Source organism: Facklamia languida CCUG 37842 (assembly GCF_000245795.1).
In the GTDB taxonomy this organism is placed as follows: domain Bacteria; phylum Bacillota; class Bacilli; order Lactobacillales; family Aerococcaceae; genus Facklamia; species Facklamia languida.
Genome location: NZ_JH601133.1, coordinates 637,816 through 652,267 on the forward strand (window position 1 = coordinate 637,816; position 14,452 = coordinate 652,267).

Sequence of the window (14,452 nt, forward strand, 5' to 3'; positions counted from 1 at the left end):
TCCTTTCCCTTTAACGAAACCAAACTAAGACTTGAACAATACCATGGATCAAGAGCCCCAACATAAAGAGGTAATTTAACTCCTTGGTCAAGACGAAGAAGGCCACAAATTCACGCAAGGCCATGTAGAGACTGTCCTTGATTGAAGAATTGACCCCGATCATACGGGCTGAGATCCCATTCTGCCAGGCATAGAACCAGGCTCGCAATAAGTGTAAATGGCTGGTAATCAGCACTGGCCGACTGCCCGCTTGTTCCTTGACGAGCAAGGAGCGTGCAAACTTAAGATTCTCGCGAGTATTCATGGCCTGGGATTCCAGAATAATATCCTGAAATTTGACCCCATGTTGGACCAGATAATCACGCATGGCTTGCCCTTCGGACTGGTCAAAACTTTGATTGATTCCGCCCGTCACCAAGATCCGAGGTTTAGCGCCCGCTTCTTGGTAGAGCTTTAAGGCCTTATCCAACCGCCTCTTGAGTACAGGGCCGACTTGGCCCAGGTGGTCGAGCGGAGCCCCCAAGACAATCAGATGACTGACGGGCTGACGATGTAATTGGGTGAGACTTAAGAAGAGGGAGGTCAATAAGAATAAGATAAAGTTCAAGGCCAGGTAGATGGTGACTAAGATATAAATCGTTAGAAAGAGAAAAAGACCAGCATGGCGGGTAATCAGAATCCAAGCCGTAAATAAGACAATCCCGATAAAACTTAGTGCCACCACCAGGTTAAAGAGAATCCGAACCCGTGGCAAGTCTTGCTCCTGGTCAATCCGGACGAGCATCAAGAAAGCTAAGAGCAACAAGAAAAAAGGCACAATCATGGCCAAGCATGTGACCATCCAGTAAGCCCGGTAGCGGATCATGACCACCATCTGCCAATTATTCTGCTGTAAAAGGGCCAGAACAAAACTTAGAATCGCAAAATATGAGAGGGCAATCGGTGAAATCTGCCGCCACTCAAAGATAAAGCCCAGGAAAGCCAAGAGGGTCAATAAGACTGTTAAAAGATAGATCACTGGATTCCCCCTTTCCTGATTGCTTAGAGCTGATGATAGGCTTTATAGACCACTTGTTTCTTGACCTGATTGGCTTGAGCCACTTCCTTAATCGCATCCTTAGGCGCTAGCCCTTCCTGATCAATCAAGGCTTGGACTTGTTCTTGATAAGATAGGTCGCTATCCAGCCACTGGTTCGAATTTTCTTCTTGGTTGGGTCCTTCAATTAGGACTACGCACTCGCCTTTAATCGGATGGTCATTCAGATGCGCCAGGACTTCTTCAGCCGTCCCCCGCAAATACTCTTCGAACTTCTTAGTCAGTTCACGGGCAACAACGACTGGGGTCTGTGGCCCAACATGTTCAGTAATACTTTGCAGGCACTTGTGGAGGCGGTGGGGCGATTCATAAAAGATCGCGGTTTCGACCCTCTGCCTAAGGCTGGTGAGCACGGCAATCTGGTCCTGATTTTTCCGTGGAAAGAAGCCATAGTAGGTGAATTGGTTAGCGGCTAAGCCCGAAGCAACGAGAGCGGTTAAGGCAGCATTGGCCCCAGGCAAACTGATCACAGAAAGGTCATGGTCCAGCAAGGCTTGGACCAAGGGGTGGCCAGGATCATTAATCAAGGGCATCCCTGCATCCGAGACCAGGGCCACTTGGTGACCGGCTTGAATATATTGCAGCCAATAATCCACAGTTTGATCCGACGAATGGTCATGAAAAGACTGCATGGTCGTTTCGATGTCATAGGCTTTTAGTAATTTCTGAGTCTGGCGGGTATCTTCAGCCAGGACCACATCCACTTCCTTGAGGATTCGGATTGCACGCAGGGTCATGTCTTCGAGGTTGCCGATAGGAGTCGGAACCAGATAGAGACAGGGTCCTTCTGAGCGAAAGCTGGATTGGCGCTGCATTTCTTTCCCCTTTCTTCAATTGCTGGTTGGCTGGTCAATCACGACAGTCACAAAGAACCAGGGCTTGGCCGGCCAGACATTCCACCCCCTGATCTTGCAGGTAGGCTTCCTTCTGGGGTCGGCTCAACTGCTTAAAGCGATACTCGGCAGCCATTGCTTGTGACTGGGTCGACCACTGTTCCGCGTAGATCATTTGAGCTGGCCGCCGCTTAGCAAGTCGGGTGTATTTGGCCCCCTTACCCGCATTATGTGTCTTGAGACGGGCGGTCAAATCAATTGTATAACCTGCATAAAGGGTCTGGTCCTTACAATATAGCACATAAAAATAATAAGTTCGGTCCTCAGGCGGGGTCGCCATAATAAATTCGCCTCATTTCCTCACTGTAGGTCCCATCCTCTTGGTGCACGATGAGGGGGGCTTCCACTCGAACGCCTTGAAGGCCACCGCGATAACGGGCTTCAACGAGCACCATATTCGCTAATTGACCCGCCTTGGGATGGACAAACCGCATCCGGTGAATGGCAAAGTGATGGCTTAAGAGCTGGGTCATCAAATCATCGAGCCGGTTCGTTCGGAAGACAAGGAATAACCTGCCCTTATCCTTTAATAAGAGTCCCGCCTTGGCAATCCATTGGTCCAAGCTTAATAGAATTTCATGACGGGCAATGGCTAAATGGGTCGCCTGCTTCTGCTCCGGTGATGAATCAAAGGTAAAAAAGGGCGGATTACACGTAATCAGATCATACTCTTGCTTGGGCTTGGTTAAGTCCTTAATGTCTCCTTGGTGAATGGTCACCTGGTGGCTCAGCCCATTCAACTTCACGGTCCGTTGGGCCATTTCAGCGATCGGGCCCTGGATCTCAATGCCTTCAATCCGAGCGGAAGTGCGGTGGGCAAGTAAGATGGGGATCACTCCACCCCCTGTACAAAAGTCCATCACCCTTAAAGCCTTCTTCTTCGGCAGCTTAACAAAATCAGCTAATAAGACCGCATCCAGCGAGAAGGGAAAATAGGCAGGATTTTGAATAATATAGGCTTCTTCTCTTAATAAATAATCGACCCGCTCGCCATCACAGACCAGGGCTCTTTGACTATCCGTTAAGGGGGGCATTTGCTTGTGTTGGATCATGACGACTCTCCTAAAGAATCCAGGATGTCCTGACAGAAGATACAGGCTTCATGAGGATCACGCTTGGTCCCAAAATAGGGATGGCAGACATGAATCCCTTCATCATAGAAGGACTGCAAGCGGGCCTTCCCCTTGAGTTCTTCCGTTGAAGACGCATTGGAAGGAAACGGGTTTCTGGCCTGGCTGTCCGTAGGTCCTATCGGTCCTTCGGTGAGAGTGATGGTTTCGATGGCCTCATACTGCTGCATCCGCAAGCGGTTATTCTCTTGGGTTAAGGTCTCAACTTGGTCTTTGAGCTGTCGAACAGACTGATTTAATTGATCCATTTCCGCTTCAATCTGACGAATCAGACGTTCAACCGGCATTTCAGCCATCTTCTCACTTCTTTCTCTTTTAACGATTCGGCCACTGACACAAGGTAAGGGCTAATCGCTCATAAACTAATTGTGGGGAAACATTTGCTAACAAGCGCGCTTTACTTTCAAATAAACGCTGGTCGATCGCACCATAATCCACTCGGACCCCCAACCGGTCGATCATCTGCTGGACGCTCTTGGCATCCGCATGAATCGCCTCAGCTGGCTGGGAACTGGTGGCAGCCAATAGGAGCTGCTGGTTCAACCAGATTAAATAATCCAACCCCTCTTCTGGGGTAAAGAGCTTAACTTCTTTCTTCAGTCGGCGCTGGGGCCAGATAAAAGCTTGTGGATCCCGCTGGGCAAGCGCCAGATAGAACTGGTGGTAGGCCTTCAACTGGTCTTCAAAGGCTTGAGCCTCGTAGACTGCCTCCAGGTCTTCTAAACTTCTTGAACACACTTGCAAGAGGATCTCGGCATGGGGTGGGTGAATTCCTGCTTGAATCCAGGCTTGAAGACTCCTATCCAAGGGACTATCTTCCAGGTAAATCTCTTGAACCCGCGAGGTAATGGTCGCCAACAACCGGTCAGATTGTCTGGCCAATAAGAAGATATAACTCGCATCATGGGGCTCTTCTAAGAATAAGAGGAGGGCGTTAGCAGCAGAAGGGTTCATCTGGTCTGCCCCGTCAATCACCGCCAGTTTAAAGGGCGCTTCAATCGGGCTAGTCATTAACCATTCTTTCAATTGGCGGACTTGATCGACCTTAATCATGGCCCCCTCTGGCTTCAGCGTGAGTCTATCAGCAAAGTGGCCCTGTTGAACCCTTTGACATTCCGAGCATTCCAAACAAGCCTCGCCAGATACCGTCTTATTCGAGCAGACAAGGGTTTGGATGATTCGTTCAATTAACTGGTATTTCTCAGCGCCCACATCCCCTGTCAAGAGGTAGGCATGGGATAGCTGACGGGCCTTAATCAACCGGGTAAAGTATTGACCTGCATCGCTTAATTTCATAATCAGTTAAGCGGCGGTTTAGAAGTGGTGGAAGGAATCAATCGGAAGAACGAAGACAATGGCTCCACCCACTTCGACCTTGAGCGGATAGGTATTGGACACCTCAAGATTCATATCCAAGTGAATGGGTGAGGAGATGAATTGCTCACGTGATTGGGAAGACCGTTTAATAATTTCAAGAACTTCTTCTACCCGGTCCTCATCTACCCCAATCAAGAAGGTGGTATTACCAGAACGTAGAAAGCCGCCTGTTGAGGATAATTTGGTTGCCCGAACGTCATTTTCTAATAAAGCTTTACCCAGAATTTGTTGGTCTTGGTCTTGGACAATTGCCACTAATAATTTCATGAGATTTTCCCCCTTTTATTTATCCTATCATACCACGTTTTTGTAAAATGTCGTAACACTCTTGACTCACTGCTTCGATACTTTTTTGTCCATCTAAGATTTCCAAATTGGCCCAATCTTGCGCCAGATCGAGATAGGTTTGCCGGACCCTTTGGTGAAAGGCCAAAGATTCGCGGTCTAACCGGTCATATTGGCGCTGACCTTTAGCTGCTTGGATGCGTTCCAGACCGACCTCGGCTGGCACGTCTACCAAGAGGGTCAAATCTGGCATCTGGCCATCAATCGCAAATTGATTAATGGCCCAAACAGGGTCTAAGCCAATCCCCCGCGCCATACCTTGGTAGGCGAGGGAGGACATCACGAACCGGTCACTAATCACCAGCTTGCCCGCTTGAACATTCGGCAGGATCGTCTCGACCAAGTGCTGACGGCGACTGGCGGCATAGAGCAGGGCTTCCGTTCGCACGTCCATCGCATGGTTGTCAACATCGAGGATCACTTGGCGGATCTGTTCCGCAATCGGACTCCCTCCCGGTTCCCGGGTGGTGACCACCTCTAATCCGTCTTGTTCAAGCTTTTGCCGCAGGGATTGGATGATGGAGGTCTTGCCTGATCCATCTGGCCCTTCGATGGCTATAAATCGTCCTTGTGTCATGGTGGCCTCCCTTCCTATAGTTCGCGACGCCCTTCGATGGCACGAAAGAGCGTCATCTCATCCGCATATTCAATGTCCGACCCGACTGCTAGTCCATGCGCCAACCGGGTCACTTTAATTCCTGCTGGCTTGATGAGGCGCGACAAGTAGACCGCTGTCGCCTCCCCTTCTGCTGTGGCGTTGGTGGCTAAGATGACTTCCTTCACCTGTTCATCTTGTAACCGTTTAATTAAGGACGCAATATTCAATTCCTCCGGCCCCGTCCCTTCCATGGGTGATAAGACCCCTTGCAAGACGTGATAGAGACCTTGGTACTCTTGCATCCGTTCCAGTGAAATCACATCGCGTGCATCTTCTACAACTAGGATCACCGAGTGGTCTCTTTGCGGGTCGCGGCAGATCGCACAGGGGTCTGAATCGGCAATGTTGCCACATTCGCTACAATAGGTCAAATCACGCTTAGCATTAATCAGGGCCTGGGCAAATTGGCTCACTTCCGCTTCTGGCATCTCGAGTACATAGAAGGCGAGACGGGCTGCTGTCTTGGCCCCAATTCCAGGCAATTTCGTAAAGCTATGAATCAACTTGGCAATGGGTGCTGGATAATCCACTCTCTCCGCCTACTTTCTCTTCCTTAAAAAGGTAAATTTAAGCCTTTGGTAAATTGTCCCATGCTAGCTTGGGTCTTGTCTTCCACTTCCTTAACGGCTTTATTAATTGTAGCTATCAAGACATCTTGCAACATCTCAATATCCTCAGGATCAACCAAGGCTTCTTGAATATCGAGACTCTGCAACTCCTTCTTACCATTCATGGTCACCTTGACCAAGTGTTGGTTATCTTCAACCACAAATTGACTCTGTTCCAGGTCCTTCTGGGTCTGTTCCATCTCTTTTTGTAATTTTTGCATTTGCTTCATCATATTTCCCATATTTCCCATTCCACGCATCTGTCATTCCTCCTAAGATTGGTTAAATTTGTCTTCTTTCCTACTTGTCATCATAATGAACCACCACATTCTCCTGGCCAAATAAATCAACCGCCTTCTCAATCAAGGGGTCTGGGGTGGATTCATCCCCCTCATGGGCTTCCTCCTCCACTTGATCGAACATGCCCAGTTGGCCTGGCGCTTGTTGGATCTCAGGGGCTTGGTCTGTCTCTTCTTGGTCCACTAGTCGGTTCTGACTCTGGGCAAAGAGGTCATCCGCTGGTTCCTCTGGACGATCACCAGGGGCAGTATCCTCCGGCTGGGCCTCGCCTTGGGCATCTGGCTGAGGGTCGTGGGGCAGGTCCTTGGCTGAGGCTGCCTCCTGCTCCGCCTGGTCAGGGGTCTGACTAGGCCTTGCTGGCTGGTCCGGAGGGGTTACGGGCTGACCCCCGCTCTGGTCAAACCGCTCCTTATATTCTTGGCGAATGGCTGGCCACTCCTCTTGAGTCAAGTAGACCAATTCCATCCTGCGACCTAGCTGGTGGCTGGCCACATTATTCACCTGGTCTTGGAGCGCTTGGTCTTGATCGATCATGGCACAGAACTGACGGTCTTCAAAGGCAATTAATCCGGCTTCTTCTCCGGCCGCAATCGGAGTCGTCCGCGGGAACTTCACCCGTTGGACAGGTGCTAATGCTTGCAGGATCAAAGGCCATTGGTCCCTTAATTGCTGCAGCTGGCTTCTGCCGGCTTGATTCAGCACACGGTAGACACTGGCCAGATCCAAGGGATAGTCCCCTTGGACAAAGTTCGGTCGCTGCCTTGGCACGAGCGGTTGGTCACTGGCTGTTGCGTCCTCCTTCGCCTCTGGCTGCGGGGTTGGTGGGGCATCCTGGTGCGACCCTTCACGCAGGGCCTCAATCAACTGACCCTGCCCCTTCAAGTAGTGCTGTAAGGCCGCTACTTGTTCTTGTAAAGCTTTGACCTGGCTTGAAAGGTCGAGACCGGCTTGGACCTGACCAGGATTCCCCGATTCATTAAAGGCCCCTTGGGCAATCTGAACCGTCATCACTTGCAGGTAGACCTCGGGTTGGTTGGATAGCCGCATCTGTTGCTGCGCTTGATTCAAGTGATCAATTAATTGATAATAATAGCGAACAGGCACTTGGTCCATCAAGGCAGTCAACTCACGGTCACTCAAGAGGGTCTGGTTGTCACCCGCAAATTGACTGACTAAGACGTCACGGATGAATAAGACTAATTCTTCAATGAAGCGGTGCGCTTGCTTACCTGCTTGTAGGGGTTGGTCGAGAATCTCAAGAGCAGGCGCCACTTCCTGGCTGTGAACCGCTCGCAAGTAGTCGGCATAGACCTGCTGGGCAAAGGAACCAGAGACCGAAAGGGCTGTTTCCGTCGTCACTTCTTGATTATTATAGGACAAGGCCTGGTCGAGTAAACTCAAGGCATCCCGCATGCCCCCATTGGCTGCCCGGGCAATCACTGCCAAGCCTTCTTCTTGATATTTCACCTGGTCATGCTCTAGAATATAGGCCATCCGACCCATCATGGCACGGTCCTTGATCCGTTGAAAGTCAAAGCGTTGGGTTCGAGAAAGAATCGTCGCTGGAATTTTATGAGGTTCAGTCGTCGCCAGAATAAAGAGGACCTGGGCGGGTGGCTCCTCCAAAGTCTTGAGCAGGGCATTGAAAGCCCCTGTTGACAACATATGGACCTCGTCAATAATATAAACCTTGTGGCTGGCAACCGTTGGTGCATAGCGGGCCTTATCTCGCAAATCGCGGATCTCATCGACCCCATTATTGGAGGCCGCATCAATTTCGATCACATCGGCGATCTCGCCTGAGGTGATCCCTTGGCAGATCTCACATTCATTACAAGGGTTGCCATCGTGAGCATGGGGACAGTTGACAGCCTTGGATAAGATCTTGGCCGCTGATGTCTTGCCGGTTCCACGCGGCCCTGCAAAGAGGTAGGCATGGCTTAATTGGTGGTTCTGGATGGCATGGCGCAAGGTTTGAGCAATCATTTCTTGCCCAACTAATTCGTCAAATGATTGGGGACGCCATACCCGGTACAGTGCTTGATAAGTCATTCCTCTTTCCCTCCCTTTATCACTTGTATTATAGCAATTATCGACCGGTTAATGAACCCTGGCCTCTGAAATTCCTCTTCCCCCCTCGCTCACCCAAGCACACTGCTACGTCTTATGTTAGAATACGCATGAACGATTGATCCCAGATAGATAAGGAGTCTTAATATGTCCACTTTACAAATAATTGACCTTAAAGTAAATGTTGCCGATAAAGAAATTCTAAAAGGGGTGAACCTGACGATTTCCACCAATGAAGTCCATGCCGTCATGGGACCGAATGGAACAGGTAAATCCACCCTCTCCCAAGCCATCATGGGCCACCCCGATTATCAAATTACCGGAGGTCAGGTCTTACTCGACGGTCAAGACCTCTTGGCCCTCGATGTTGATGAACGGGCGCGTTTGGGCCTCTTCATGGCAGTCCAATACCCCAGTGAAGTCTCCGGTATTACCAACTCGAACCTCTTACGGACAGCCATCAACGCTAGACGGCCCCAAGACGACCCCCTACCGATCTTTGACTTTATCGACCGGTTAGACCAGAAGATGGCCTTATTGGATATGCCGGAAGCCATGGCCGAACGCTATGTCAATGAAGGCTTCTCGGGGGGTGAGAAGAAGCGCAATGAGATCTTACAGATGCTGATGATCGAGCCCAAATTCGCCCTCTTAGATGAGATCGATTCTGGCCTAGATATCGATGCCCTACAAGTAGTCGCCAAGGGGATTAATTCCATGCGCGGCCAAGACTTTGGGGCCTTAATTATCACCCACTACCAGCGCTTACTCAACTATGTCCAACCCGACTTCGTTCATATCATGAAAGACGGCCGGATTGTCAAATCAGGCGGTCCTGAATTAGCTCTGGAACTGGAAGCCAAGGGCTATAAGGAAATTTCCTCCGCCCTAGCAAGCAACTCAGAGGAAGAGTAGGTGAAAGAATGAAAGCGAACCAAACACGCCACCCTTGGCTCCAAGACCTGGTCGACCAGGCCAGCCGCCAAGAAGATGGCTTAGACCTCCCACCGATCGAGCGGGTCAACCTCCACCAGTGGCCACTCTTTGACCAGGCTCCTGCTAGTAGCCAGCCGACCCCCCCAGTCAATCTCCCAAAACCGCCTGAAGGGGTCATCCTCTGCGACTGGCAAACAGCCCTCGAGGACCACGCGGACCTCTTCAAGACCCACCTCCAGTCTGTCATCCCGTTGGACCAGCATAAGGTCACTGCCCACCATTACCGGCATCTAGACCGGGGGCTCTTTATCTATGTCCCAGATGAGACGCAAGTCAAGGACTGGCTAGAATTAACGATCGACCTGAGCCAAGGACCTCACCAACAGGTCTTACTGGTCATGGGACGCAATAGTCGCTTAACCCTGGTCGAATCCCTTTACAACCAAGCAGCAGTCCCTGCTAGCCAGACCTACCTGGCTGAAATTATCCTGGAAGAAGGGGCCCAGCTCGACTATATCGCCAAAGACCAAGCCAAGAGTCAGACCACGAATTACATCACGCGTCAGGCCCGCATCAAGGACCAATCCCAACTGCAATGGGCCATCGCTAGCTTCAACCAAGGCCAAAGCCTAGTCGATACCCACGCCCTCCTAGAAGGAAGTGGGGCCCAAGCAGACTTGGCCCTGGTTGCGATCTCTGATGGCAACCACCAACAGGTTATTGATTCTAAGCTGACCAATGCTGGTTCCCATTCCACAGCCCACATCCACCAACATGGAGTCGTCCTCGACCAAGGACGCCTGACCATGAATGGGGTGGGTAAGATTCATAAAGGGGCTAAACTCGCCGATGCCCAACAGGAGAACCGACTCCTCATGTTGTCTGACCAAGCAAGAGGGGATGCCAACCCCATCCTCATGATCGATGAATTCGAGGTCACAGCCGGACACGCTGCTTCCGTGGCGCAAGTCGACGAGACCCAATTGTGGTATCTCATGAGCCGGGGGATCCCACGGCAGGAAGCAGAATGGCTGGTCATCCGCGGCTTCTTGATGCAAGCGATCAGTCAAATTAAAGACCAAGCGGGTCGACAGGTCATCCTTCAAGCCCTCGACCAACAATTACAAGCCCTTGACCAGCCTCAGGAGAATGGCCATGAATAAGCAGGAAATCGACCGTATTCGGCAAGACTTTCCCATTCTCAACCAGACGGTACAAGACGAGCCCTTGATCTACTTCGACAACGCGGCGACTTCTCAAAGCCCCCAAACGGTCATCGACCAACTAGTCCACTTCTACCAAAAGGACCGGGCCAATGCCCACCGTGGGGTCCATACACTAGGCCAGCGCGCGACCGACCTCTATGAAGGCGGCCGAGAGAAGATTGCCGAATTTATCGGGGCCCAATCGCCTGACGAAGTGACCTTTACATCAGGGACGACCGACTCCTTAAATCGGATTGCCCGGGGCTTAGTGGAGCCGCGCCTTGAAGCTGGGGATATCCTGCTCACCACCTACTTGGAGCACCATTCCAACCTAGTCCCCTGGCAGGAAGTCTGCCAACGAACAGGCGCTCACTTGCACTTTATGCCCCTGGATGCAAGCGGGCAAATTGATCTGGCGGGCTTAGAAGCGATGGATACAAGTCGGGTGAAGGCTATTGTCACCCACCATGTTTCCAATGTCCTCGGCATCCACCAGCCCATCCAGGCTCTTGGCCAGTGGACCAGGGACCGCGACACGCTCTTGATCGTTGATGGGGCCCAAGCTGTGGCGCACGTGCCCTTAGACTTAGCTAAATGGCAAGTCGACGCCTATGCCTTCTCAAGCCACAAAATGTATGGCCCCATGGGCTTAGGCGTGACCTATTTGAACCACCGTCACCTCAGCACGACCCAACCGGTAAGCTATGGGGGGGAAATGATTCACCAAGTCTGGGATGACCATGCTAACTACCAGCAGGCCCCCTGGAAATTTGAAGCCGGAACCCAAGCAATCAGTCAAGTCGTGGGGTTGGCGGCTGCTATTGATTGGATTAGTCAAATCGGGTTTCCGCTCATTCAAGACCAGGAAGCTCAGATCAGCCGTCGGCTCTACCAAGGTCTGTCTGAACTGGAAGGGGTCACGATCTACACTCCTGAAGCCAGTGCGGCCAATGGGATTCTCTCCTTTAACCTCCAGGGGATCCACCCACACGATGCCGCAACAGCCTATGACCAATTGGGGATCGCCCTCAGGGCGGGTCACCATTGTGCCCAACCCCTCATGCGCCGGCTAGAGGTTCCAGCCACCCTGCGCGCTAGCCTAATGGTCTACAATACAGAGGAAGAAGTCGACCGCTTCATCCAAGCAAGTCAAGAAGTAAAGGAGTATTTCACCTATGGCACTTAGTCTCTTAGACCAACTCTACCGGTCCTTAATTTTGGAGCATTCCGCCAACCCCCACCACTTCGGCCACCTCAACCAGAAGACCCATGAGATGCAATTACTGAATCCGACCTGTGGCGACGCGGTCACAGTCGAAATCAAAGTCAACGACCAAGACCGGATCGAAGCGATTGCCTTCAATGGGCAGGGCTGCACCATCTCGATCGCGTCTGCTAGCTTAATGACCGACCTGATGGTGGATAAGACGGTCCCGGAGGCCCTGGACCGGATCAAGGCCTTTACCCAATTAGTAGGCGGTGCGACAGACTCCTCAACCGAAGAATATTCATCCGATCAAATCAAAGACCTATTAGGGGATTGCGCGATTCTAGCTGGGGTCAAGCAATTTCCCGCCCGCTACAAATGCGCGATCCTGTCCTGGCGCGCCCTAGAATTTGGCCTTAAGGAAGACAGCCAGGACACCTTGTTAGACCAAGATGGTATTACCAGAAAGGAAGTGTAAGTATGACCGATGTGCCTGTCTTAGGCGAATACGAATATGGCTTCAAGGATGATGCCAAGATCCTCTTCTCAACTGGAAAGGGGCTGAATGAAGAGGTCATCCGGACCATTTCACGCGAGAAGCAGGAACCCCAATGGATGCTCGACTTTCGCTTGAAGGCCTACCAGACCTTCAAAGAAAAGCCGGTCGCTAAGTGGGGCGTGGACCTATCAGACTTAAATTTCGATGATTACATCTATTATCTCAGAGCCAATGACCGTCCTGCTCGAACCTGGGATGAAGTTCCCGACAAAATCAAAGAAACATTCGACCGCTTAGGTGTCCCAGAAGCGGAACGGGCCTTTCTAGCTGGAACAAGTGTCCAATACGAATCGGAGACCGTCTATTCGCGGATGAAGGACCAAGTCGACCAGCTAGGAATTATCTTTACCGATACCGATACCGCCTTGAAAGAATATCCTGAACTCTTTAAGAAGTATTTTGCGACGGTGGTTCACCCAGGTGAGAATTTCCAGACAGCCCTCAACTCAGCCTGCTGGTCTGGCGGGTCCTTTATCTACATCCCCAAGGGGGTCAAGGTGGATATGCCGCTGCAAGCCTATTTCCGCTTAAATAATGCGAATGTTGGCCAGTTTGAACGGACCTTGATCATTGTCGATGAGGGGGCCAGCGTCCATTATGTCGAAGGCTGTACCGCCCCAACCTATTCTGAGACTTCTATGCACACGGGTGTGATTGAGATCGTGGTCATGAAGGACGCGACCTGCCGCTATACCACCATTCAGAATTGGTCACATAATGTGTACAACCTAGTCACCCAACGGGCGACCGTCGCAGAAGGTGGGACCATGGAATGGGTCGATGGCAACTTAGGGGCCTATAAGACCATGAAATACCCCTCCTGCTGGTTAATGGGACCGGGAGCAAAAGGAACGGTCCTCTCCATCGCCTTCGCTGGTGAGAACCAACACCAACACTCAGGGGCCAAAATTTACCACAAAGCGCCCGATACCTCTTCGACCATTGTCTCCAAGTCGATCGCTAAGGATGGCGGTCAAGTCGACTATATGGGCCAGGTCTACTTTGGGCCAGAAGCTGACCGAGCTAAATCGCACGTTGAATGTGATACGATTATCATGGATGAGGCCTCTAAGTCGGATACTATCCCCTTCAATGAAGTCCATAATGCCAATACCACGCTTGAACATGAGGCCAAGGTATCGCGGATTTCACAAGAGCAGCTCTTTTACCTGATGAGCCGTGGCCTGAGTGAGGCCAAGGCGACCGAGATGATTATCATGGGCTTTATTGAGCCTTTTGCTAAAGAATTGCCCCTAGAATATGCCGTTGAATTGAACCGGTTAATTGCCTATGAAATGGAAGGAAGTGTGGGATAAGCGTTCATCATGGGTTGACCAGCGAACACAGGGTTGGAGGAAGCAGACAGCTTCTTCCAACCCTCTTGTTGTATGCCAATATTAGAAAAGCGACCAAGCAAGCACTGCTTGCCTAGTCTCCTGCGCTATCATCAACACTATTTGATAGAGAACCAAAAAGACGCCTCCTAAAGCATAACACTTTAGGAGGCGTCTAACTTAACCCACCTTGAATGAATCCTCACTAATCATCCAAGTTTTAATCTATTAAATTTCTTCTTCTTTTTTGCGACGACCAAGCTGAACCAATCCCATCCCAGTTAGGATGGATACAGCAGACGCTCCTAGGAGGATACTTGAATCTGCTTCACCTGTTTGTGGAAGAAGTCCTGCTGGTTGACTTTCTGGCTTGTTGTTATCAGAGTCGTCATCAGAAGGTGACCCTGGAGTCACTTGCGCCTTGTCCTCTGATTCCTTATCGCCAGATTCTTCAGGAGAAGGGGTCTCCTTGTCCGGTGTTCTTGGACTTTCTGGCATGCCAGGTTCTTCTGGCTTGGGATCTTCTGGTTGTGGATCCTCTGGCTTACCTGGTTCTTCTGGTTTGCCTGGTTCTTCTGGCTTAGGATCCTCTGGCTTGGGATCTTCTGGAGCGGGTGCTTCTGGTTTTTTTGTACCAATGCTTAGTACTCTAGCTACAGGTTCTTTTGTAATGATCTCTTCTGTCTCAGGTTCTCCTGGAACGCCATCTTTTACGACGACCTTAGTAATAATTA

At 50.9% G+C, this 14,452-nt stretch carries 17 protein-coding genes; 5 read left to right on the forward strand and 12 right to left on the reverse strand.

The genetic code is table 11. The features are described from left to right. Window positions 1–10: 10 nt before the first annotated feature. From HMPREF9708_RS02975 to dnaX, 11 genes are read right to left on the reverse strand one after another with little or no spacing between them, the layout of a single operon-like run. Window positions 11–1,018 (reverse strand): YdcF family protein, encoded by a 1,008-nt coding sequence (locus HMPREF9708_RS02975; RefSeq protein WP_006308613.1) that lies wholly within the window; start codon window positions 1,016–1,018, stop codon window positions 11–13. A gap of 23 nt (window positions 1,019–1,041) precedes the next feature. Beyond that, a complete protein-coding gene (gene rsmI / locus HMPREF9708_RS02980) occupies window positions 1,042–1,911 on the reverse strand; it encodes a 16S rRNA (cytidine(1402)-2'-O)-methyltransferase (protein ID WP_006308614.1) in 870 nt (289 codons plus the stop codon). Between the two features lie 34 nt (window positions 1,912–1,945). Then, window positions 1,946–2,269, reverse strand: a complete 324-nt coding sequence (locus HMPREF9708_RS02985; protein ID WP_006308615.1) for a GIY-YIG nuclease family protein — start codon at window positions 2,267–2,269, stop codon at window positions 1,946–1,948. Further along, the gene (locus HMPREF9708_RS02990) at window positions 2,253–3,041 is read right to left on the reverse strand and encodes a tRNA1(Val) (adenine(37)-N6)-methyltransferase (protein WP_006308616.1); all 789 of its coding nucleotides are present in this window, start codon (window positions 3,039–3,041) and stop codon (window positions 2,253–2,255) included. The genes HMPREF9708_RS02985 and HMPREF9708_RS02990 overlap by 17 nt, the downstream gene beginning before the upstream one ends. Further along, a complete protein-coding gene (locus tag HMPREF9708_RS02995) occupies window positions 3,038–3,415 on the reverse strand; it encodes an initiation control protein YabA (protein WP_006308617.1) in 378 nt (125 codons plus the stop codon). Before HMPREF9708_RS02995 ends, HMPREF9708_RS02990 begins: the two co-directional genes overlap by 4 nt. Window positions 3,416–3,434: 19 nt before the next feature. Then, on the reverse strand, window positions 3,435–4,415 hold the full coding sequence (locus tag HMPREF9708_RS03000; RefSeq protein WP_006308618.1) for a DNA polymerase III, delta' subunit: 981 nt from the start codon (window positions 4,413–4,415) through the stop codon (window positions 3,435–3,437). 18 nt (window positions 4,416–4,433) lie between these two features. Continuing rightward, the gene (locus HMPREF9708_RS03005) at window positions 4,434–4,763 is read right to left on the reverse strand and encodes a cyclic-di-AMP receptor (protein ID WP_006308619.1); all 330 of its coding nucleotides are present in this window, start codon (window positions 4,761–4,763) and stop codon (window positions 4,434–4,436) included. A gap of 19 nt (window positions 4,764–4,782) precedes the next feature. Further along, the gene (gene tmk, locus HMPREF9708_RS03010; RefSeq protein WP_006308620.1) at window positions 4,783–5,418 is read right to left on the reverse strand and encodes a dTMP kinase; all 636 of its coding nucleotides are present in this window, start codon (window positions 5,416–5,418) and stop codon (window positions 4,783–4,785) included. Between the two features lie 14 nt (window positions 5,419–5,432). Beyond that, window positions 5,433–6,029, reverse strand: a complete 597-nt coding sequence (recR, locus tag HMPREF9708_RS03015) for a recombination mediator RecR (RefSeq protein WP_006308621.1) — start codon at window positions 6,027–6,029, stop codon at window positions 5,433–5,435. Window positions 6,030–6,052: 23 nt separating this feature from the next. Next, entirely contained in the window at window positions 6,053–6,367 is a 315-nt protein-coding gene (locus HMPREF9708_RS03020) for a YbaB/EbfC family nucleoid-associated protein (RefSeq protein ID WP_006308622.1), read from the reverse strand. 40 nt (window positions 6,368–6,407) lie between these two features. After that, window positions 6,408–8,459, reverse strand: coding sequence for a DNA polymerase III subunit gamma/tau (dnaX, locus tag HMPREF9708_RS03025; protein WP_006308623.1), 2,052 nt, complete (start codon window positions 8,457–8,459; stop codon window positions 6,408–6,410). A 165-nt stretch (window positions 8,460–8,624) separates the two neighbouring features. On the opposite strand from dnaX, the gene sufC reads away from it, so the two are divergent. From sufC to sufB, 5 genes are read left to right on the forward strand one after another with little or no spacing between them, the layout of a single operon-like run. After that, the gene (sufC, locus tag HMPREF9708_RS03030; protein WP_006308624.1) at window positions 8,625–9,392 is read left to right on the forward strand and encodes a Fe-S cluster assembly ATPase SufC; all 768 of its coding nucleotides are present in this window, start codon (window positions 8,625–8,627) and stop codon (window positions 9,390–9,392) included. A gap of 8 nt (window positions 9,393–9,400) precedes the next feature. After that, entirely contained in the window at window positions 9,401–10,576 is a 1,176-nt protein-coding gene (locus HMPREF9708_RS03035; RefSeq protein WP_006308625.1) for a SufB/SufD family protein, read from the forward strand. After that, window positions 10,569–11,804, forward strand: coding sequence for an aminotransferase class V-fold PLP-dependent enzyme (locus HMPREF9708_RS03040; RefSeq protein ID WP_006308626.1), 1,236 nt, complete (start codon window positions 10,569–10,571; stop codon window positions 11,802–11,804). The genes HMPREF9708_RS03035 and HMPREF9708_RS03040 overlap by 8 nt, the downstream gene beginning before the upstream one ends. Then, complete coding sequence (gene sufU / locus HMPREF9708_RS03045; protein WP_006308627.1) at window positions 11,794–12,303, forward strand: Fe-S cluster assembly sulfur transfer protein SufU; 510 nt, start codon at window positions 11,794–11,796, stop codon at window positions 12,301–12,303. The genes HMPREF9708_RS03040 and sufU overlap by 11 nt, the downstream gene beginning before the upstream one ends. A gap of 2 nt (window positions 12,304–12,305) precedes the next feature. Then, a complete protein-coding gene (gene sufB, locus HMPREF9708_RS03050) occupies window positions 12,306–13,700 on the forward strand; it encodes a Fe-S cluster assembly protein SufB (protein WP_006308628.1) in 1,395 nt (464 codons plus the stop codon). 246 nt (window positions 13,701–13,946) lie between these two features. On the opposite strand, the gene HMPREF9708_RS08370 is transcribed toward sufB, so the two are convergent. Beyond that, window positions 13,947–14,452 (reverse strand): LPXTG cell wall anchor domain-containing protein (locus HMPREF9708_RS08370; protein WP_198004225.1); only part of this gene is annotated, 506 nt, incomplete at its 5' end.